General features: G+C 39.9%; 19 protein-coding genes. 5 read left to right on the plus strand and 14 right to left on the minus strand.

The genetic code is table 11. The features are described from left to right. Window positions 1-194: 194 nt before the first annotated feature. Window positions 195-3,239, plus strand: a complete 3,045-nt coding sequence (rne, locus tag GLIP_RS10830; RefSeq protein ID WP_226992210.1) for a ribonuclease E — start codon at window positions 195-197, stop codon at window positions 3,237-3,239. Between the two features lie 81 nt (window positions 3,240-3,320). On the opposite strand, the gene GLIP_RS10835 is transcribed toward rne, so the two are convergent. From GLIP_RS10835 to GLIP_RS10875, 9 genes are all read right to left on the minus strand, one after another. Next, window positions 3,321-3,764 (minus strand): acyl-CoA thioesterase, encoded by a 444-nt coding sequence (locus tag GLIP_RS10835; protein WP_008844675.1) that lies wholly within the window; start codon window positions 3,762-3,764, stop codon window positions 3,321-3,323. Then, window positions 3,765-4,466 carry a rhomboid family intramembrane serine protease gene (locus GLIP_RS10840; protein WP_008844676.1) on the minus strand — a complete coding sequence of 234 codons (702 nt, stop codon included), beginning with the start codon at window positions 4,464-4,466 and terminating at the stop codon, window positions 3,765-3,767. Between the two features lie 62 nt (window positions 4,467-4,528). Then, a complete protein-coding gene (locus GLIP_RS10845; RefSeq protein WP_008844677.1) occupies window positions 4,529-6,772 on the minus strand; it encodes a xanthine dehydrogenase family protein molybdopterin-binding subunit in 2,244 nt (747 codons plus the stop codon). Further along, entirely contained in the window at window positions 6,769-7,251 is a 483-nt protein-coding gene (locus GLIP_RS10850) for a (2Fe-2S)-binding protein (RefSeq protein WP_008844678.1), read from the minus strand. Before GLIP_RS10850 ends, GLIP_RS10845 begins: the two co-directional genes overlap by 4 nt. A 1-nt stretch (window position 7,252) precedes the next feature. Further along, window positions 7,253-7,861 (minus strand): nucleotidyltransferase family protein, encoded by a 609-nt coding sequence (locus tag GLIP_RS10855; protein WP_008844679.1) that lies wholly within the window; start codon window positions 7,859-7,861, stop codon window positions 7,253-7,255. Then, window positions 7,858-8,868, minus strand: coding sequence for an XdhC family protein (locus GLIP_RS10860; protein WP_008844680.1), 1,011 nt, complete (start codon window positions 8,866-8,868; stop codon window positions 7,858-7,860). The genes GLIP_RS10855 and GLIP_RS10860 overlap by 4 nt, the downstream gene beginning before the upstream one ends. A 10-nt stretch (window positions 8,869-8,878) precedes the next feature. After that, window positions 8,879-9,961: an RDD family protein gene (locus GLIP_RS22325; RefSeq protein ID WP_008844681.1), complete on the minus strand. Its 1,083-nt coding sequence runs from the start codon at window positions 9,959-9,961 to the stop codon at window positions 8,879-8,881. A gap of 4 nt (window positions 9,962-9,965) precedes the next feature. Beyond that, window positions 9,966-11,144: a vWA domain-containing protein gene (locus GLIP_RS10870; RefSeq protein WP_008844682.1), complete on the minus strand. Its 1,179-nt coding sequence runs from the start codon at window positions 11,142-11,144 to the stop codon at window positions 9,966-9,968. Further along, on the minus strand, window positions 11,144-11,980 hold the full coding sequence (locus tag GLIP_RS10875; protein WP_008844683.1) for an AAA family ATPase: 837 nt from the start codon (window positions 11,978-11,980) through the stop codon (window positions 11,144-11,146). Before GLIP_RS10875 ends, GLIP_RS10870 begins: the two co-directional genes overlap by 1 nt. A 230-nt stretch (window positions 11,981-12,210) precedes the next feature. Between GLIP_RS10875 and cysK the strand changes: the two genes are divergently transcribed. The 3 genes from cysK to GLIP_RS10890 all read left to right on the plus strand — a co-directional run bounded on the left by cysK (window position 12,211) and on the right by GLIP_RS10890 (window position 14,407). Beyond that, complete coding sequence (gene cysK / locus GLIP_RS10880) at window positions 12,211-13,179, plus strand: cysteine synthase A (RefSeq protein ID WP_008844684.1); 969 nt, start codon at window positions 12,211-12,213, stop codon at window positions 13,177-13,179. Between the two features lie 110 nt (window positions 13,180-13,289). Beyond that, complete coding sequence (locus tag GLIP_RS10885) at window positions 13,290-13,754, plus strand: hypothetical protein (RefSeq protein ID WP_008844685.1); 465 nt, start codon at window positions 13,290-13,292, stop codon at window positions 13,752-13,754. A gap of 17 nt (window positions 13,755-13,771) precedes the next feature. After that, on the plus strand, window positions 13,772-14,407 hold the full coding sequence (locus GLIP_RS10890; RefSeq protein ID WP_008844686.1) for an NUDIX hydrolase: 636 nt from the start codon (window positions 13,772-13,774) through the stop codon (window positions 14,405-14,407). Window positions 14,408-14,416: 9 nt separating this feature from the next. Here the strand turns inward: GLIP_RS10890 and GLIP_RS10895 are convergent, their stop codons facing one another. The 4 genes from GLIP_RS10895 to ggt form a co-directional block, all read right to left on the minus strand. After that, complete coding sequence (locus GLIP_RS10895) at window positions 14,417-14,767, minus strand: hypothetical protein (protein ID WP_008844687.1); 351 nt, start codon at window positions 14,765-14,767, stop codon at window positions 14,417-14,419. Between the two features lie 22 nt (window positions 14,768-14,789). Continuing rightward, window positions 14,790-15,071, minus strand: a complete 282-nt coding sequence (gene ppnP, locus GLIP_RS10900; RefSeq protein WP_008844688.1) for a pyrimidine/purine nucleoside phosphorylase — start codon at window positions 15,069-15,071, stop codon at window positions 14,790-14,792. 53 nt (window positions 15,072-15,124) lie between these two features. Beyond that, window positions 15,125-15,742 (minus strand): hypothetical protein, encoded by a 618-nt coding sequence (locus GLIP_RS10905; protein WP_008844689.1) that lies wholly within the window; start codon window positions 15,740-15,742, stop codon window positions 15,125-15,127. Between the two features lie 97 nt (window positions 15,743-15,839). Beyond that, window positions 15,840-17,570, minus strand: coding sequence for a gamma-glutamyltransferase (gene ggt, locus GLIP_RS10910; protein WP_008844690.1), 1,731 nt, complete (start codon window positions 17,568-17,570; stop codon window positions 15,840-15,842). Between the two features lie 169 nt (window positions 17,571-17,739). Here ggt and rrtA point away from each other — a divergent pair, with 169 nt between their 5' ends. Beyond that, entirely contained in the window at window positions 17,740-18,321 is a 582-nt protein-coding gene (gene rrtA, locus GLIP_RS10915; RefSeq protein ID WP_008844691.1) for a rhombosortase, read from the plus strand. Between the two features lie 23 nt (window positions 18,322-18,344). On the opposite strand, the gene GLIP_RS10920 is transcribed toward rrtA, so the two are convergent. Further along, window positions 18,345-20,849 (minus strand): S9 family peptidase, encoded by a 2,505-nt coding sequence (locus GLIP_RS10920; protein ID WP_008844692.1) that lies wholly within the window; start codon window positions 20,847-20,849, stop codon window positions 18,345-18,347. Between the last annotated feature and the right edge of the window lie 99 nt (window positions 20,850-20,948).

Here is a 20,948-nt window from a genome sequence, read left to right on the forward strand (position 1 = left end):
TACAGATTGTAAACATTCTAGTTTCCTTAATGAAATCAAATGCATATGGTTAACTCCGTGCATATCCAAACGCGCACAAGATCTGTTTTTACAGTCGTGAGACTGAAACAAATTTCAGCTTGATGCAGCTTGCAAGCCACGTTTTTTCAGTTCAATGTTATTCCGCATTCGGTACTAAAACCGAGTCTTATACAATGAAAAGAATGTTAATAAACGCTACTCAACAAGAAGAGTTGCGTGTTGCATTGGTCGATGGACAAAAGCTTTATGATCTTGATATCGAAAGCCCTGGCCACGAACAAAAGAAAGCCAATATTTATAAAGGAACAATCACCCGCGTTGAACCAAGCCTAGAAGCAGCATTTGTTGACTACGGCGCTGACCGCCACGGTTTCCTACCGTTAAAAGAGATTGCCAAAACCTATTTCCCGCAAGGTTACAAGTTCGACGGCCGCCCAAGCATTAAAGATGTGATAAAAGAAGGCCAAGAAGTCATTATTCAAATTGATAAAGAAGAACGTGGTCAAAAAGGCGCAGCCTTAACTACGTTTATCAGTTTAGCTGGAAGTTATTTAGTTTTAATGCCTAACAACCCACGTGCAGGCGGAATTTCACGTCGTATCGAAGGTGACGAGCGTACAGATTTAAAACAGTCTTTAAGTAAACTAGAGTTACCTGACGGAATGGGGTTGATTGTTAGAACCGCTGGTGTTGGTAAATCCTATGAAGAATTAGAGCATGATTTAAATGTACTAATCCGTCACTGGAATGCAATTTCAGAAGCGTCTGAAACAAAAGCAGCCCCTTTTCTTATTCACCAAGAAAGTAATGTTATTGTAAGAGCTATCCGCGATTATTTACGTCGTGATGTTGGTGAGATACTCATTGATAGTCAAGAAGTGTATGAAAAAGCATTGCAGCATATCCAATTAGTCAGACCTGATTTTGCCAATAGAGTTAAACTTTATAAAGGCGACGTACCACTGTTCAGTCATTATCAGATCGAAACTCAAATAGAATCTGCATTCCAACGCGAAGTACGTTTACCTTCTGGCGGCTCTATTGTGATTGATCCGACTGAAGCGATGATCTCCATTGACATTAACTCAGCAAGAGCAACAAAGGGTGGCGATATTGAAGAAACAGCATTCAATACCAACCTTGAAGCAGCGGATGAAATTGCACGTCAGTTAAGATTGCGTGACGCAGGTGGTTTAGTCGTTATCGATTTCATTGATATGACTCCTGTTCGACATCAACGAGAAGTTGAGAATCGTTTAAAAGAAGCAGTAAGACATGACCGCGCAAGAATACAGCTTGGCCGTATCTCGCGTTTCGGCTTATTAGAAATGTCGCGTCAAAGACTACGTCCTTCGCTTGGCGAATCAGCTCATATCGTGTGTCCACGTTGTAGTGGTCACGGTACGATTCGTGGTACTGAATCGTTGGCTTTATCAGTATTGCGAATAATGGAAGAAGAGAGCATTAAAGACAATACTGGCCAGATTGAAGCACAATTGCCAGTCAATGTTGCTACTTATTTGCTAAATGAAAAAAGACGCTCTATTCAATCTATTGAGAAACGTCATGGTGTTGCTTTATTGGTTATACCTAATCCAAACCTGCAAACACCGCATTACCACGTTGCACGTAGACGTCCTGACGATACTGTCACAGAAGCAAGTTACAATGTTGAGTTAATGGATACTCAGTCAGCTGAAGTAGATAACCCAACCCAGGAAATTAAACCTAAAGAACAACCGGTATTACAAGGAATGGCAGCGCCGCAACAGGCTCCCGCCTCTGCTAAAACTGCTGAACCTACATTATTAGGCAAATTCTCTAAATGGTTGTCTGGTTTGTTTGAAAGTGAAGATGAATCGAAAGAAAAAGCACCGAAAACGAACCAAAACAAACGACCTCAACGAAATAGCCGTAATCGCAATGATCGTTCAGGAAATCGTAAGCCTAGGTCAACAGAGCGTAAAGAGCGTCAAGATAAATCTGATCGCAATGATAAGCCACAAGCTGACAATCAAGGTGAAAAGCGTACTCAAAAGCCAAAACAACGTCGTGACAATCGCAACAAAACACAAACTGCGAAAACGAACGATGCAGCGAAAGAAAACGTAGACAATCAAAGTCAACCAGAGCGTAAGAAAGAACAAGTAGCTGAACGCAGAAAGAGACGTGATAATCGTCGTAATGTGCGCGGCGAAAATACGGATACGCAAAAGACTGTTGAACAAACGACTACAGACGTGAATAAAACGAGCAAACCAAAAGCGAAAGTTGACGTCGAAAAGAACGAAGACTTGGTAAACGTAGCTCAAGCTGATGTAAATAACTCAGTGGTAGAAGACAATTCATCTAAAGATAATAAAGATGAAAATCAGTCAGAGCGAAGCAGAAGCAGACGTTCTCCTAGACATATTCGCGCAGCGGGTCAAAAACGTAAAAAAGAAGGCGAATCTGTTGAAGAAAACCAAGATACAACAGACACTCCTGTTGTTGATGTTGCTCAGGATGAGCTTAAGTTTGATTCTCAGGAAACATTGCCCAAGCAAGATGCTAATACCTCTGACGAGGTAAAAGCTGAAAAGCCTAAAGCAAAACCGCGTTCAAGAAAAAGAGCGAAAAAAGTTGAAGAGACAACAGCCGAATCATCAGCAAATGCAGATGTTGAAAAAACTGATGCAGTTAAAGAAGCTACAGATTCAACTGTCGCACAAACTAATTCTGAAGTTGAGCAAAAGCAAGCGGATACGAGTGACAAGAAAACGGCCAACGTATCTCCTGCGCAACCAGAACAGGTTGAAATTCAGCTAGACGCTGATAGTCACAGCAGTGACGTAATAAATGAAAGCGCAGCACCCAAAGTTGAAGCAGTAGCACCCAAAGTTGAAGCAGTAGCATCCGAAGTCGAATCGGTGGCTAACGTTCAAGAAGTGGAAGAAGCTGAGGTGACGGCTGATGCTAAAAGCAAAACCACACCAGAACAAAAAACTGCTGTAAAACCAAAAACTGCGCAAAAGCCGAAAGTTAAGGTAGTTAAAACGCCAGTCTCTAGTCCGATGGCAAAACCAAAATCTATTGAAAGTGATTTTAATGAAATAGAAATTAAATCATTGTCTGCTGATAAACGTCCTAGCTTAAAGGTGTCAGGTAAAACTGCATCCATGGCAAATACAGCAAATAGTTCAACTGCGGCAGCCACTAAACCAGGTTCTGTAGCCTAAACTAGACTTTCTAACGTAGAAATATAAACGCCGATGAATTGATATTCATCGGCGTTTTTTGTTCCAGTACTCATTTTTGAATCAATCAGTTCCCGCTAAATTCACCGTCAGGGTTGGCGCGCCTGCAAGTAATTTTTGTTTTAGTTGCTCGTTTATTTCAACTTTTTTATACGTTTTAGCATCAACCATTACATAAATAACCTCTGCTAAGCAGATTGCTTTTTTTGTGAGATGATGGCGCATTTCCAAACTCAATGTATATGAACAAGTACCAACTTTTGACACCCAGATGGCCATTTCAATAACATCATCAAATTTAGCTGGTCCTTGCCAACTAATATTAAGATTAACCACTTGATTGTCGAAACCTTGTTCAATTAAATGATTAAAGCCCCCTAAAACTCCACGCATAAACTCCGTCGCACCTAGATCCACATACTCCGCGTATCGACTATTGAATACCACTTGTTGTGCGTCGCATTCTGCGTAACGAACTCTGAAAAGTACTTTCATGGAATCTGACATCTAGTCTATCTCTCTTTTTATGTGTATCGGACGTTGTTGGTCATCATAGGTTTCTTCAATATCGTGAGAGTCTAACCACTGCTCTCCAATTATGGGATCATCGGCGTTTTGCTGATCTTCCCATTCATAGCGTTTAAGTGAGGGTTTAGGATCAAGTTTGCGCCAAAATAACGCACTCACAATACCGGCAAGCGCGCCAAACAAGTGATATTCAAAGGATATACTTTCTTCACGCGGAAAAATCGTCATGGTCATGCCGCCATACATGAAGAAAGCCGCCATCATAATAGCAATTGAGCTTTTATCTCGTCTAAATAGACTCACTACGAATAAATAGAAAAATATGCCGTGGCTTAACCCACTAGCACCGATATGAAAGGCATCACGAGCAAAAAGCCAAACCCCTAAACCTGAGAATACCCATACAAAAGCAATGACACGCCATCGTGATTTTGGATACCCATAAATAAGAAACGAACCCAAGATTAACAATGACAAAGTATTGTTAAATAAATGCTCTAATGAACCATGAACTAACGGAGCGGTAAATATACCTAGCAATCCTCCACTGGAATGTGGAAATACCCCTAACCAGGATAAATCCACATTAAATAAGATTTCATAGGACTTGATACACCATAAAAAACCAATAAAGAAACTGGTGATTACAATGCTAGTTTTAAGTGACGGCTTTGTTTTCATCTCTTAGAGATATGGACATATTGCCTAAACAAAAGATAGCCATCACATAATATTATCCGTTTTTAAACAGACATATGATTTTTAATCGGTAAATCCCTAATACGCTTTCCGCTAGCATGAAATATCGCATTAGCTAAACTCGCCGCAACAGGTGGCGTACCTGGTTCGCCGACTCCTCCAGGAGGTGCATCAGATTCAACGATATAGGTTTCAATTTTAGGGCATTGAGACATTCTCAAAACTTGATAGTCATGATAATTAGATTGCTCAACCGCACCATCTTTGACAGAAATTTCACCTAGCAAAGCTAATGACAAACCGAATATCATCGAACCTTCTTGCTGAGAACGCACACGGTCAGGATTGACGATAGTTCCAGCATCGATACTGGAATGCATTTCCAGCACAGTGACTTTGTTTTCTTCTACTTTAACTTTAGTAGCAACCGCACAATAGGTTACAAAACTGCGATGGACACTAATCCCCCACCCTTCATTTGCTGATGTCTCACCATCAGCACCGGATTTTTCAATGACATCGTTAAGCACGTGTTTCAAGCGTTTAATATCGATAGGAAACACATCCAATGATTCACCATAGTTTTGATAATCAAAGCTCTCCGTTTTCGGATTTACTAATCGATTTTCACCGAGTAATTGCTGCCACATTTGATATGTAGATATATTTGCTTTTGCAGCTAATTCATCCACAAAGCTTCCTTGAGCAAATGCATGTTGAATATTACTCACTGAGCGCATCCAACCTATACGAATATGCCCTGTTGCCTTGTGGGTTTCACAGGACAAGTTTTTAATATTAAATGGTACGTCACCGAATCCAAGAGATAATTCCCCCACTTGCGGTTCATCAACTGTGCCGGTAAAGGTCCAACTAATACTTGGAAAAGCAGTACGTTGTAACCATGAACTAACGAGGTTGTTTTCGTCCATACCCGCAGCAAAATGCTGAACACTAACTGCGTGATAAAAGCCTTGTTGAATATCATCTTCGCGACTCCAAACCACCTTAACGGGTCGTTGCATTTCTTTCGCCAAAATTGCCGCTTCAACTGAAAAATCTGGTTTTGATTTACGTCCGAAGCCGCCACCCAACAAGGTCACATTGACAATCACGTCATCGGCTTCAATGCCCAAAGCCCTGGCCACATTTGCTTGTGTGGATTGCGGAGTTTGAGTACATGCCCAAATCTCACACTTTCCGTCCTTAAACACCGCGGTGGCTGCAGGTGGCTCCATCGGAGCATGAATTAAATAAGGAATGCTATAGGTCGCGCTATGGGTTTGCTTCGCTTTTTCTAGATCTGCATAAGCATCTCCTTCGGCACGGATTTCTTTACCCTTATTGACAATCCGACTTTTTAATTCTGTCACATAATCAGCGGAATTATGTTCGGCATTTGCGCCTAACTCCCATTCAATATCAAGTACTTTGCGGCCTTGCATTGCTGACCATGTATTAGTAGCAATAACGGCAACACCATTCATAGGATGAAACACAACTGGCGTAGGCTGGTCAGGCATTTTGAACGTTGCTACAACACCATTAACCGATTTAGCTGCATCCGCATTAAACGACTTAACTTTAGCGCCTAACACTTTAGAGCGTTCAATGCTGGCGTATAGCATTGAATCCATTTTAATATCTTGGCCAAAATCGGCATTACCTGTAACAATGTTGGGTAAATCAATACCCGTAATAGGCTTTCCAATTAATTTGAAATCTTTTTTAGATTTAAAAGTTAATTCTTCATTGGTTGGTGGTGTTAATTTACTAGCAGCTTCGGCAATATAGCCAAAGCTCACTTTTCGATTAGAATTTTTATGATGTATATAACTTTCATCTGCATAAACGCTACTTACATCCACCTTCCACAAATCGGCAGCGGCTTGTTCGAGCATTGCTCTAGCTGCCGCTCCCATTTGCCTCAATGTGGTATAAAAACGTCGTATTGAACGAGAACCATCGGTATTTTGGCTTCCATATTCAGCATTGGCTAACCCTTGCACGACCGACACCAAATCCCATTTTGCGCATAATTCATCGGCAACAACTTGAGGAATTGAAGTTCGTACTCCCTGTCCCATTTCACTGCGATGACAAACAATATTAACGCTGTTATCCGTGTTAATGCTGACAAACAGGTTTAGCTCAACCGCAAGTTTTGATTGCTCAGCCCATACAGGTTTAGCAATAGGTAATGCACTGCCTAGCACAAAGCTACCAGCACCTATACCAGAGACTTTTAAAAAGTGTCGACGACTGACATTTTCAATTTTATGGTTCATGCATCATCTCCTACATTTTTTGCAAGATCAGGCCCTGAAGAAACACTTTTTATAGCTGCTTTTATTCGCGTATAAGTTCCGCATCGGCAAATATTGCCTTGCATATAATTATCAATATCTTCGTCGCTTGGTGAGGCATTTTGCTCTAGCAACGCTACGGCGCTCATAATTTGTCCTGATTGACAATAACCACACTGAGGAACATTGTGTTCTATCCACGCTTTCTGAATAGGATGATTACCGTCTTTTGATAGTCCTTCAATGGTCGTTACCTTTTTACCCGCAACGGCAGAAATTGGCATCACGCAGGCTCTCACGGGTTGTCCATCAATGTGCACGGTACAAGCTCCACATTGAGCCATACCACACCCATATTTGCTACCAGTAAGACCTAACATGTCTCTAAGCACCCATAAAAGTGGCATCATTGGCTCCGCATCCACTTGATGTTGCTTGCCGTTTACACTGAAATCAATCACATTATTCTCCTGAATTAGTTTGGAGTTTACTTTGCCAGCGTCGCAAATCTTCCGTCGTGTCTATATCAAACTGCGCTTCGGGAATTGCAACTCTAATCACCTTACCTTTGTTTGCCTGAATGACAGGCTTCGCACCAGACTTGCTATCTAAATTAAGTAAATCGGGAAACATCGAGGTTGGAAAACAAACAGGTACGCCAATATTATTGGCATATTCTGCAGCCACAATTGCTGACGGGGCATGTGCTGCCTGACTACATAGTTTAGCTATTTGTGGAGATTTCACTTCAATTTGATCAGCTAGACTTAGAAGAACATGCTTAGTTTCTGTTTTTTCACGGCTATTTATCGCTTCGACACCAACTCGAATACTTTCCCCCATACCCAGTCGCCAGTTGTTCGCAATGACTACTTGAACGGACGTATCAATCTGCTCAACTATTTTGTTTGCATTAGCACCTAGTACCACAATAATGTCTTCAATACCTGCTAATTGATGTTGCTTAATCACATAATTTAACATTGGCATCCCGTCAATATCGGCCAATTGCTTAACGTCACCAAAACGACGCCCTTCACCTGCGGCTAACAGTAACGAAGTAATATTCATAAAATACCACTGATCGAATTGCCGTCTTGTTGCTCTAAAAAGCAATGAACTTCCGATACCATAGATAACGCAATAGATTCAGGCAATTCGCCACCTAAGCGCAGTCCTATCGGGTTGGCAAACGGAATGGGATAATCACGCCTATCCAAATCAACCAGAACGAATACCCTTTGGGTGCGATGTATTGGTCCTAACATGCCAACATATTTAGCCTTGCTTTTAGCCGATAATAATACAGCCTGTGCATCAATACTGAGGTTATGACTCATAATGATGATGGCATCTGTTTCCTTTAGCCAAGTTAATTCATGCGCATTTTCTACTAAGCTTTTCATCGGTTGTTTGATAATTTGTTGCACGCCATCAAAATATTGTCGTCGACCATGACTAGTTCGAGGATCAACCAAGGTAACTCGCCAACCCAAGTTAACTGCAAAATTAACCACTGGCCGAGCATCAACCCCTGCTCCAAACACACATAAATTAACCGGAGGACAGAGTATTTGCTCTAAATAAAGTTGTCCGCTTCTATCGACCAAATGTGTTTTTTTCGTAACGTCACGAGATAGATCGTCAAACTCAACTTGAGGTATCCCACTCGAAATTGCCTGAGCATATCGACAATGGCCATTATGATTGATGCGGCTGTAAACCTTATCTAAATTTAAATAATCATTTTGAGCTGAGATGGGTTGCAAGAGAATTTTAACTAGACCTCCACAACCTATACCTAACTTCCACGCCAAATCTTCTTCTTCTGTCATATCGTATTCAACAATACGACCTTGGCCATTATCCCAACATTTGCGAGATTGCAGCATAATGTCTGACTCTAAACACCCACCGCTTAATAATCCGTGATACTCCCCTAAATCATTAATTAACATGTGAGCACCAGGCTTACGATATGAAGAACCTTGGGTTTCAAAAATCGTTGCCAACACCCACTGACAGGTATCTTTTTTTTCAAACCATTTACTTAAAATAGCGGACAACGTATTTGCCATTTAACTTCGCTTATATTTTTGTTTTTAATCTTATTACTAAGGTTTCAGCGATTTTATCTTGAATTGCTTGCCGATTAGGATCCCAATAAATTTGAATAAACCCCAATAATCCAGTAGCCAATCCAGCTCCATAACCACCATAACGGCCAAACGATTCCCACACATTTAAACTACTACCATCGAGTTTAATCACTTTTATGCGAACTATTTTTTTGCCAATTGTTTGTCCATGTAGTAACACCATAGTGCCGGTGAAATACACGGCTGCCCAACCAAACCCTAACCCCAAATCTGCCGCAATACCTTTAAAAAACTTCACAATACTATAATCATGAAACGATTTTTGTTTAGGTGTGGATTGTATTTCTTGCTCTTGTTCTGCAGCCTGAATATCGAATTCTTTCTGCATGGTGGCGAATTTTGTTAATAAAGATTCTTTAAGCAGCGTATGTTCCTGGTCACCAAGTTCAACAAAACTTTGCTTTAAAAACTCTTCTAACATTTCCAACTTTTCATCTTTTGATAAAGGTAACTCCACAAGGTCTTCTACAAAATCATTTCCAATCTCAGACCAACACGCTTCCTTATCTGCACAATCACCTTTTTCAATTTGTTTATCTATTACACTAATTAACGCTGCGTAAGTTCCAGTAAACACCACCACATCTACTGCATCTCCCGCACTGACACTTTGTTCATTTTGTTGAGCCATCCAAATTGGCGTGTCATTTCGAAATAATCCGAAAAACCCACCCACAATTAAAACGCCAGCAATAATTCGCACTAAATATATGACCGACGGAAGGCGTTTTTCACGTTTTAATCGGCGACTGGTAACCCATAACAAAATCGCAATAAAAATTGCCAGTGCATTACCTGTAACACCTGAAAGTATTGCCACCAAGATTAAATCGATAGATAGCGCCAATGCGCGACGAATGGGACTAGCCAGTGGTGTGCCAAACAAATCCGGTGACACTTCAAACGCATATGGCGTAATGACATCTCGGGTTTCTTGACGTTGTTGATGAATGCTTGTGTGTGACTGCTGATTAGCAGTTGATTGCGCCTGCGGTGTTCCCTTATCGTCCATTTATTTACCTTTTGGTGAGCGCCTTAATACCTTCGGTCAGCCCTTCGATGGTTAATGCATACATCTTATCTTGCATTAAGTCTTTTAAAATTTGAATAGATGCATAGTAATTCCAATATCTTTCCATTTGCGGGTTTAACCAAATTGCGTGGGGAAAGTGATCGGTCAGGCGTTTTAACCAAGTAGAACCGGGTTCCTCATTCCAATGTTCAACACTGCCACCTGGATAAGTAATCTCGTAAGGCCCCATGGTCGCATCACCAACAAATATTAATTTATAGTCATTACCATACTTATGAATAATATCGAATATAGAAATAACTTGGCTGTTTCTGCGCTGATTGTCTTTCCAAACTCCTTCGTATACGCAATTGTGAAAGTAAAAATATTCGAGGTGTTTAAACTCAGTATGCACCGCGGAGAATAATTCTTCACAAGATTTGATATGAGCATCCATTGAACCGCCCACATCAAAAAACATCAGCACTTTAATGGCGTTGTGTCGTTCAGGAACCATATGAATATCTAACCAACCAGCATTTTTCGCCGTTTTGCCTATGGTTGTAGGGAGATCTAATTCTTCACTAGCACCTGTGCGAGCAAATTGACGTAGTTTGCGTAATGCGATTTTAATATTGCGGGTACCAAGTTCTACATCACTTGCCAAATTTTTGAATTCGCGTTTATCCCAAACTTTAACCGCGGAAAACTGTCCATTCCCCTGCTGACCAATACGAATACCTTCTGGATTGTAACCATGCGCACCAAATGGAGAAGTTCCTCCTGTTCCCACCCATTTGTTGCCTCCTTGATGACGTTTTTGTTGTTCTTCTAGGCGTTTTTTAAGGGTTTCCATTAGTTTATCTAACCCGCCCATCGCCTCAACTTCAGCTTTCTCAGCATCAGTAAAATGACGTTCCAACTGTTTTTTTAACCATTCTTCCGGGATATCTTTACCGAATAAATCTATGGATTGCACACCTTCAAAATAGTCAGCAAACGCACGATCAAATTTATCAAAATAACTTTCATCTTTAACCAAACATAAACGAGATAAAAAATAAAAATCTTCTGTATCAGCAAAAATAACCTGCTGTTCTAAAGCACTTAACAGATCAAGTAACTCTCTTAATGTAGCAGGAACTTTGTATTCTCTTAATTTGAAAAAGAAATCAACTAACATTAGCGTCTAGCCATAAAAACCAGTTTTTCAAACAAATGAATATCCTGTTCATTTTTAATTAACGCACCGTAAAGCGGAGGAATACTGGTTTTACCATCTTTGTTTCGTAACACTTCCGGAGAGATATCTTCAGCGACCAATAACTTTAACCAATCAATCAACTCACTAGTCGATGGCTTTTTCTTTAAACCTGGGACCTCTCTTAAATCGAAAAAGGATTCAAGCGCTTGGGCTAATAAGTCTTTTTTTAAATTTGGGAAATGTACATTTACAATGTCTTGCATTTGCTGTTGATCAGGAAATTGGATGTAGTGAAAAAAACATCGACGTAGAAATGCGTCCGGTAATTCTTTTTCATTATTGGAGGTAATAATGACTATAGGTCGCTTTGTAGCTTTTATGGTTTGCTTCGTTTCATAAACAAAGAATTCCATTTTGTCTAATTCTAACAACAAATCGTTGGGGAACTCGATATCGGCTTTATCTATTTCATCAATAAGTAATACCGGTGGCTTTTCCGCGTCAAATGCCTGCCAAAGTTTTCCTTTAATTATGTAATTGCTGATGTCTTTTACTTTTTCATCACCCAATTGTGAATCGCGCAAGCGCGAAACCGCATCATATTCATATAAGCCTTGTTGAGCTTTGGTCGTAGATTTTATATGCCATTGAATAAGTTCAGTCCCTAAACTACTAGCCAGCTCTTCAGCAAGCATCGTTTTTCCGGTTCCTGGCTCACCTTTTATCAACAATGGTCTTTGTAACGTAATAGCGGCATTCACTGCCAATTGAAGTTCTTTGCTGGCAATATAATTTCCAGTACCACTAAATGCCATGTATTACCCCTTTATAAAAAAATGTAAATAAGATATAGCTAAAAGCACTTTGAAAACGAATCATTGAGCACAATCATAATACAGTTAAGAATATTTATTAAAATTAGCATATTGGTTTGCAACAAGTACTTGTTAAACGCAACATTAACAGCCTAATATGCTTAATCAAATAACAAATATACATCAAAGAGTATCACTCAAAGTTACCCGAACCTATGCAAGGATATAGTATGCAAGTTTATGATGATAATTCTCTCGCTATTGGTAATACCCCTTTAGTTAAATTAAATCGCGTTGTTTCTAGCGGTAATGTGTTTGCTAAAATGGAATCTCGAAACCCCAGTTTTAGTGTTAAGTGTCGTATTGGCGCAAACATGATTTGGGATGCTGAAAAACGCGGCGTTTTAACCAAAGATAAAGAATTGGTTGAACCTACTAGCGGCAATACAGGCATCGCTTTGGCATTCGTTGCTGCCTCAAGAGGCTATAAATTAACCCTTACTATGCCTAGCAGCATGAGCTTAGAGCGTCGTAAGCTACTCAAAGCATTGGGAGCGAATGTCGTATTAACCGAAGCCCCTAAAGGTATGAAGGGTGCAGTCGCTAAAGCACAAGAAATAGTCGCTTCGGATCCCGGAAAGTACATTTTATTACAACAATTCGATAATCCGGCGAACCCAGAAATTCATGAGAAAACCACAGGTCCAGAAATCTGGAAAGATACAGACGGGAAAATTGATATCTTTGTAGCCGGTGTAGGTACAGGCGGAACAATCACAGGTGTGAGCCGTTATCTTAAAAATACCAAAGGCAAAAACGTATTAACAGTTGCGGTTGAACCTACTGATTCTCCGGTTATTACGCAAGCCAAAGCGGGTGAAGAGTTAACCCCTGGTCCACATAAAATTCAAGGTATTGGTGCCGGTTTTATTCCAGGTAACCTTGATCTTGATATGGTCGATGAAGTGGAACAAGTGGGTAATGATGAAGCAATTGAAATGGCGCATCGCCTCCTAAAAGAAGAAGGCATCCTAGCGGGCATTTCTACTGGTGCTGCAATGGTCGCTGCAAAACGATTAGCTGAAAAGCCAGAAAATGCGGACAAAATGATTGTGGTTATTTTCCCAAGTTCAACGGAGCGTTACCTCAGTAGTGCAATGTTTGCCGGTGAATTCACCGACCTTGAGGAAATTCAATAAGCCTCACTTCAATTTAGTGTGTTTATAGAGCAGGCTTTTTAGCCTGCTCTTTACTTTTCATATCAGAAAACGCAGACTATGTCGGTGTTCAATAAACCTGTTTACCGATCATGAATAAAAATCCATATCTACGCTTAATACAGTTGTTTTTCCTCGCCTTAATTTTGCAAGCTTGTGATACAGAGAGTAAAAAAGGGGCTGGTAAGTATGGCATGATGGATACAAATACGCCTGATTATGCTGCAGTCGCATTTTTCGAACATGTTTATAATGATAACAATCTTAATAAAGCTATCGCTATGAGCTCAGAGCGAATGGCTAAGCTGCTAAAATCTTATCGTACGAACCGTAATGTGCAAAGACACGTGTTTAACCTCATGTACGATGAAGTAGAAATCCAACCTGACACTGGCAATAGTGTAGGTCGTAATGAATATGCTGAATCCGCTGTTGTCACCTTATTTTTTACCGGTACGTTACATGATGAACGCGTTGAAGATATACGCGTAATCGAAATGTTACGTGTGGATGGCGAATGGTTAGTGGATAGAATTCAGCCTGACAAATATTTATAACGAAAGATTCGAGACAAATGACCGAAGCTGTTTCTGCAATCTGGCTCAATCACATAAAACGTCTTCACGCCATCGCTGAGTCAGGACTGGCATTTTCACCCGAAGAATTTGATCGTGAAAGGTTTGAAGAAATATCTCACATTGCACAACAAATGATGAGTGATTTAGCATCGGTTCCAATTGAACAGATATCTGCCCTAGTTACTCCCTATCATCGACGTTACGTGACACCTCAAATAGAAGTGCGAGGAGCCGTTTTCAAAGATAATAAAATACTTTTGGTACAAGAAAAAAGTGACCATAAATGGACGCTGCCGGGCGGCTATGCAGACGTTGGCCTCTCTGCGGTACAAAATTTAAAAAAAGAAATCGAAGAAGAAGCGAATGTCCTAGTCAGCTGTGCGCGCATGGTGTCATTGCGACATAAAGCATCAGGTGACTATGATCCGGATATTCGAGAGTTTTACAAATTAATATTTTTATGTGAAGCAATAGAGCCGATTGAACAAAAGCCCGGAATGGAAACCTGTGGTGCAGAGTTTTTCGCTTTAGATCAACTCCCAACTCTTTCCACAGGCAGAACCATTATAAGAGATATACACGATGCTTTTTCGTTTGCCACTGATCCAGAGAAACTCACTATCATTGAGTAAACAAGTTTTCTAGTGAAAGCTCGACAGACGACGAGCCCAATCTCCCTGATGACCTATTTGACACGCTTCCTCACTATCAAAAAATACGTTTCGCCTAACATCCTTCAACACTATGCCCACTTTAAGTAACTGGCTTTGTATGAGTTTACGTAGATAGGCGTCGTGCTGATTTGCTTTAGCATCAACAATTTGCTGCTCGTTCAAAAAAACACACGTAATCACCAAACTATTCGGAAAGTTACTGAAATCAGCACGATGAGTCAGCCAGTCGAAACCACTAATTGTCGATTTAGCTTGTTCACACACTTTCGTGAGTGCTTTTACAGTATTATCGTCTAGCTTTTTTACGGTAGATTTCATAGCCACTTAACTTTGTTGATATTTACCCGTATGTACAAAGATATGCAGTATCAACAGACACCTTTACCTGAAATTTAACGTTTGCTTCTACTGTGAACACTTCACCTGTTTTAAACGTTTGCCACTCTGTCTGATCAGGTAACAATACAGTCAAAGCTCCGTTAACCACTGTCATCGTTTCGAATTGGCTAGTACCAAATTCATATTCTCCCGGCGCCATCACGCCAACTGTTGCAGGCAGCGTCTCGGTTTGAAAAGCCATTGAGGTAACATTACCGTCAAAATACTCGTTTACTGTAAACATACTATTTTTCCTCTAATAAGGTAAAACCAGTCCGAATAAAATTCGACTACCAGTTAATTAAATTCGCACTTATTTGTTTGCTTAAGATCGATATCATTATCTTTTGCTTGTTCAATAATATCGACATCTTCGAGGAATAACATATATCCTTCTTGATCACTTGTTTTAAAAAACACATCAACGTCAAGTGACTCAAACTTATTAATATTTTCAAAACAATCATTGTTAGTGGTTATTGCAAATTCGCCCGTTCCTTTGGCTTCAACGGCTTTATATTGTTTCGCCAACTGAAGTAAATTTTTCATATTTTGCGCATCACCTTCTGATAACTTAAGAATGGTAACGCGTTCATTTTCTTCAATATCATCTAGCAGAATTTCAACCAAATCGGCATCTTCCGCTTGCTGTACTTGAACATTAAAATTATGCTCTTCATGGATAGCAGGTAGCGTATTAGTTCCATCGGAGCGGTAGCTCATAGAAATTTTGACAGCTCCATTTCTAACCTGAATTTGTTCATCTGTACGTACAGCCACTCTGACTTCTTTCGGTTCCATATCAAAAGGCGAAAATTGTGACATTTTATACATAGTGGATATGGGCATACTCATACATCCAGCTACGCTAAACACCACAAAAAACACACTAAACACTTTATATTTCAAAAACATAAACATTCCTTTTTATTGAGTGTAAGTAGAGCTAAAATTCTCATAAAAGTTCATTGTTAATTTTGCCTACAACTAACTAATAAGGCTTTTAGATAAATTAATCGCCTACTGCGACCCCTTCCCTTCTTGGATCTGCTCCACCTATAATTTTCCCATTTTTAAATTGAATACCGTGTAATCCACTGTTTAAATCAATTATTTTAACGGTATGCCCCATTTCCGTCAGTTTAGCTTCCCACTTTTCAATAGATGTTCCTTTCTCAAGTGCTGTATAGTCGTTTCGATTGGTTATTTTGGGTAAATTAATAGCTTGTTGAATATCCATTCCCCAATCAAGAACACCAACAATGGTTTGCGCAACGTAACTGACAATCCGACTACCTCCCGGAGAACCGACAACCAATAGCAACTGTCCTTCTTGGTCAAACACCATAGTCGGACTCATGGCACTACGTGGGCGCTTATTTGGTTCAACACGATTTAATGCTGGTCGTCGATTTGGGCTGGGGTGTAATGAAAAATCAGTTAATTGATTATTTAGCAGAAAGCCTTCGACCATTAATCCCGAGCCAAAAGCAAACTCTATACTCGTGGTCATTGATAATGCGTTACCTTCTTTATCAACAATTGATACATGGCTGGTGTTAGGCAATTCAAAAGAAGTATCAGTCCCAAGTAATGAGGCATTTATATAGGGTTCTCCAGCACGAGCTAAGCCCATATCTTTATTGTGCTTAATCAAATCAGCTCGGTCCGAAAGATAAGTTTGATTGATTAACGCTGCAAAAGGCAATTGTACGAAATCACTGTCTGCAATGTACTTGTCTCGGTCGGCGTAGGCTAATTTTGACGCTTGCGTAAACAAGTGAGTAAACTCTAACGAATCTGCGTCCATCTTACTAATGTCGAAACCTTCGAGCATTTTAAGAATTTGTAAAACACTAATCCCACCGGAACTCGGAGGTGCCATGCCACAAATTCTGTAGCTACGATACATACCACAAATAGGGTCACGCTCCTTCGATTGATAATTTGCTAAATCCGTTTTTGTTAGTGTGCCCGGATTAATTGTTGAAAACTGTACCGTGTTAACAATCTTTTCACTCAAGTCACCTTTATATAAATAATCAGCACCATGTTCAGCGATCTGTTTAAAGACCCTAGATAGCTTAATGTTGGTCTTATTAGTGCCTTGCTTAAGCACTTGTCCATTGGGGTAAAAATATGTTTTTGGCGTTAAAAATTCTTCCAAGCCTGGGTGAAACCGCATGGCAAGCAGCTTTTCTAATCTAGGAGATACCGTAAATCCTTCTTCTGCGGTTTGAATCGCATCAGTAAATAAAGTATTCCAAGGTAACTTTCCAAATTGCTGATGGGCAAGCTCAAGCGCTTTTAGTGCACCTGGTACACCAACAGACCGCCCTCCAACAACTGCATCACGCCACTTAAGAGGCTTTCCGTCTTGCATAAACAAGTATGCATTAGCTGAAGACGGTGCCGTTTCTCTTCCATCAAATGTATGCAGTTTTTTGGCTTTATTATCCCAATATAAAATAAAGTTACCGCCGCCAATCCCAGATGATTGAGGTTCAACTAAGGTTAGCATCGCCTGTACTGCTATCGCGGCATCAATAGCACTACCGCCATTGTTAATGATATTTTTACCCGCCCATGAAGCATATGGGTTTGCGGCTACAACCATATAATCTTTAGCAACTCGGGCTTGTTTTTGATTAACGCCGGTTGCGGCTTCTGGCTCTCTATCTTCTCTAATTGTTTGCTTAGCGTTTACTTGGTTTAAGCAAACAACTAAAAAAAAGCAGACCATTATGAATGTCGATTTCACTGTTTTTCTCTATTTCTCACTTCGTAATGATTTCAAGATAGCGAGCCGCTAAGTGGTATGCAACACAAAATGTGGTTCTCACAGAATTCTTGTGCCAATTGTTAGTTTTAGCTATGGTGAGAGCAGTTTAATTTAAAATGATGTAGCTAAATTGTTAAAGTTTCCGATTAAAAATCAGCAATTTGTAGGACCAATATGTATTGCTGTGATTTGTATAGTGTTGTGGATTATTGAGCCCTTATCGTCTGAATATCTAGCTTTAGTGCGAAGTGAATTGCCAAGAACGCATTGGTGGCAATTCATAACGGCTAACTTCGTTCATACCAATACAAATCACTTATTATTGAATTTAGCTGGTGTATTGTTACTTTGGGTTGTGCATGGCGAGTATTACAAAATTTCTAACTATCTTTTCAATAGCTTAGTGTTAAGTTTTTGGGTCACTTTTGGGATCTATATTTTTTCGCCTACCCTATCTTGGTATGCTGGGTTGTCTGGCGTTTTGCATGGTTTGTTTGTATACGGTGCTTGCAAAGATATTCAACATAAAATTAAATTTGGATGGCTATTGTTTGTTGGTATTTGGGTCAAAATTGGATATGAACAACTATTCGGGGCGGATCAAATGATAAGTGACTTAATTGCAGCCAATGTTGCTGTTGATGCTCATCTGTACGGAGCGTTGGGAGGTTTAAGTTTAGTCTTAATGCGCATTCGCCTAAAGCAGGGATAAGGCGAATGCGATGTTTTTAAAATTTAGAGATTTTCTTCAAATAATTTAAATATGCGACGATATTCGTCGAGCCAAGAGCTTGGCTCTATAAAGCCATGCGACTCAACCGGATAAATCGCCGTTTCAAAATCTTCTTTTTCTAGCTCAATTAGCCGTTGCACTAATCGAACAGTATCAACAAAAAATACATTTGAATCGACCATAGGGGCATTAATTAGCAAAGGTTTTGTTAGCCCTTCTGCAAAATAAATTGGAGAGCTACGCTCATAGGCTATGGGATCTACATCTGGAGTATTAAGAATATTTGAGGTATATCCGTGATTATAATGGGCCCAATCCGAAACCGGACGTAAGGCCGCACCTGCTTGGAATAAATCAGGATGGGTAAATAACGCCATAAACGTCATAAAACCTCCGTAAGAGCCTCCGTAAGTACCGATTCTCTCGCGGTCCACATTAACGTTATCAACCAGCCAGTCTACCCCATCGACTAAATCTTCAATTTCAGGTTTCCCCATATGTCGATAAATAGCAGTACGCCAATCTCTTCCATAACCGGCAGACGCGCGATAATCCATATCCAAAACCACATAACCTTTTTGGGTTAAGAGGTTATGAAACATAAACTCACGAAAATAACCAGACCAACCTAGGTGCGAGTTTTGCAAATAACCTGCCCCATGATTAAAAATGACGGCACGTCTTTTTACATTGCCGCTATCGTTCTGCGGCATATATAAGCGAGAAAATATAGGCTGCTCTGTGTGGGATGACTTAACAGGTACGATTTCCGGAGCAACCCAATTGATTTTTTTAAATTCGTCACTGGTAGTGTAAGTAACTTGTTTGGCTACTTCTGAAGCACCAGCTGGCTTAATATACAACTCTGGAGGTGAGGTAAGTTTAGAGTGTGTTAACAGTAAGGTGTTTTGTGCGTCGTTTAATACGTAATCTGTAACACCATTTAGATCGGTCAAAGCATCAATGTCACCGCTGCTTAAATCAACTCTATATATTTCATAAATACCTGGATGTTTTTCATTTGCTTGGTAGTAAATATATTGATCGTCAGCAGTTAATGTTAAATCATCTACTTCGAACTGACCACGAGTGAGTTGCTGCGCTTGCCCATCTAAACTTTTTAAATATAAATGAGAGTAACCACTCTTTTCAGATAAGTAATACAATTTTGCCGTGTTGTTTAACCAACCAAAGCTATTAAAATTATAGTTTACCCATGCATCATCATGGAGTCGCTCTTGAGTCACTAAGGTATGTTTGTCCAGATCGACAGTGGTTAGCCAACGATCTTTGTTATCCCACGCTTCCAACATAATAGCCACATGTTCGCCGTCAGCTTGCCAACTAATCGCACTTTGACTCCAGCCCCAATCAACAAGCAAACCTATGTCTCTGGGGAGTCGGTTACTTTGATATGTTTTACCTTTCGCCTGAGCATTTTCTGTTTTGACCTTTGCTAAAACATCTTCGTTGTAACCAGGTAAGGTTTTATAAGACAGTTCGTGTTGTGAATTTTGTTGTAAGTCAATGAGCCACAATGTTTGACTTTCTGGTTTAGCGTCAGCAACGCGGCGGCGAACTTTTTCCGCTTCAATGCGTCCATTATCAACCACATAATTAGGCATAATATCGCTATCGTCACGGCTAGGCGTATCTTTCTCAATAGCTAAAATTAAATACCGACCATTTGGAGAAAGGCTGGCATCCACTGTTTTATGTTTAGCAGGTAAATAGATTGGTTGTGGTGCAGTAGTAGGATTTTTTTGGTCCACCTCCGCATTTTGATCAAATCTGTCTTGATTACGCTGACGTCTTTCACGCAATACACTGATAAGATTTAACTGCTGTTGTGCAATATAGTCTTTAGACTCTTCATTCGCTTTCGGCGCATCTCCAAACTGCCATTTTACAAGTTGCTCAGTCATGCCAGAAGCAGTGTTTATCGCATATATTGCATTGTAAGTACGGTAACTTAGCCGACCGTCTTTTAAAAACTGTAGATGACTGACCGATTGCGAGTCACGAGTGAGTTGTTTTATGTCACCTGTTTGCAAATTTTTTAAGAATATATTTTGTTTAAAAATCCACGCTGACATATTTCTTTGTTGATTAAAAACTTTGTTTTTATAAGCAACTTGGTGATAATTTTCTATTGCGACTTGTTTGGCTGAATCACTGTTCAATGTTTGCTGAAAAAGATCATTAACAAAAGATCCTTGTCTCTTTTGTGAATAAAAGAAGGATTTTCCATCCATTGCCCAATACGGAGCTTGAGGCGGCCTACCAATCCAGTCAGGATCAGCCATAATTTGTTCAAGTGTTAACGCATGTTCAGACGTATTCACTGATACATCTGCTTGTTTTATTGTTTGATAAACTGGTGTTGCAACCGAGTTAGTATTAACCTGATTTGAAATAGCGGGTGATTCTGAGGTTTGAATGCCTGAACAGGCAAGTAAACCTGAAGTAACAGTAGAAATAATGAGCAGTTTAAAGCTTTTTTGCATTTTTGACTCTCTGCTTTTTTGTTTTAGTCCAATAAAAGTAAAGCGCTATTAAAGCGCAACTCGTTATTTACGTAAACAAATGATCTAAAATTGCTTTTA

This window comes from Aliiglaciecola lipolytica E3, from assembly GCF_000314975.1.
In the GTDB taxonomy this organism is placed as follows: Bacteria; Pseudomonadota; Gammaproteobacteria; order Enterobacterales; family Alteromonadaceae; genus Aliiglaciecola; species Aliiglaciecola lipolytica.

What these genes read in the sequence shown, in the direction of transcription:
- GLIP_RS10890 (WP_008844686.1), top strand. Translation starts at nt 13,772, where the DNA reads ATGACCGAAGCTGTTTCTGCAATCTGGCTCAATCACATAAAACGTCTT.
- GLIP_RS10870 (WP_008844682.1), bottom strand. Translation starts at nt 11,144, where the DNA reads ATGTTAGTTGATTTCTTTTTCAAATTAAGAGAATACAAAGTTCCTGCT.
- GLIP_RS10885 (WP_008844685.1), top strand. Translation starts at nt 13,290, where the DNA reads ATGAATAAAAATCCATATCTACGCTTAATACAGTTGTTTTTCCTCGCC.
- GLIP_RS10840 (WP_008844676.1), bottom strand. Translation starts at nt 4,466, where the DNA reads ATGAAAACAAAGCCGTCACTTAAAACTAGCATTGTAATCACCAGTTTC.
- GLIP_RS10845 (WP_008844677.1), bottom strand. Translation starts at nt 6,772, where the DNA reads ATGAACCATAAAATTGAAAATGTCAGTCGTCGACACTTTTTAAAAGTC.
- ggt (WP_008844690.1), bottom strand. Translation starts at nt 17,570, where the DNA reads ATGGTCTGCTTTTTTTTAGTTGTTTGCTTAAACCAAGTAAACGCTAAG.
- GLIP_RS10905 (WP_008844689.1), bottom strand. Translation starts at nt 15,742, where the DNA reads ATGTTTTTGAAATATAAAGTGTTTAGTGTGTTTTTTGTGGTGTTTAGC.
- GLIP_RS10920 (WP_008844692.1), bottom strand. Translation starts at nt 20,849, where the DNA reads ATGCAAAAAAGCTTTAAACTGCTCATTATTTCTACTGTTACTTCAGGT.
- GLIP_RS10855 (WP_008844679.1), bottom strand. Translation starts at nt 7,861, where the DNA reads ATGAATATTACTTCGTTACTGTTAGCCGCAGGTGAAGGGCGTCGTTTT.
- GLIP_RS10835 (WP_008844675.1), bottom strand. Translation starts at nt 3,764, where the DNA reads ATGTCAGATTCCATGAAAGTACTTTTCAGAGTTCGTTACGCAGAATGC.
- GLIP_RS10875 (WP_008844683.1), bottom strand. Translation starts at nt 11,980, where the DNA reads ATGGCATTTAGTGGTACTGGAAATTATATTGCCAGCAAAGAACTTCAA.
- rne (WP_226992210.1), top strand. Translation starts at nt 195, where the DNA reads ATGAAAAGAATGTTAATAAACGCTACTCAACAAGAAGAGTTGCGTGTT.
- GLIP_RS22325 (WP_008844681.1), bottom strand. Translation starts at nt 9,961, where the DNA reads ATGGACGATAAGGGAACACCGCAGGCGCAATCAACTGCTAATCAGCAG.
- ppnP (WP_008844688.1), bottom strand. Translation starts at nt 15,071, where the DNA reads ATGTTTACAGTAAACGAGTATTTTGACGGTAATGTTACCTCAATGGCT.
- cysK (WP_008844684.1), top strand. Translation starts at nt 12,211, where the DNA reads ATGCAAGTTTATGATGATAATTCTCTCGCTATTGGTAATACCCCTTTA.
- GLIP_RS10860 (WP_008844680.1), bottom strand. Translation starts at nt 8,868, where the DNA reads ATGGCAAATACGTTGTCCGCTATTTTAAGTAAATGGTTTGAAAAAAAA.
- GLIP_RS10895 (WP_008844687.1), bottom strand. Translation starts at nt 14,767, where the DNA reads ATGAAATCTACCGTAAAAAAGCTAGACGATAATACTGTAAAAGCACTC.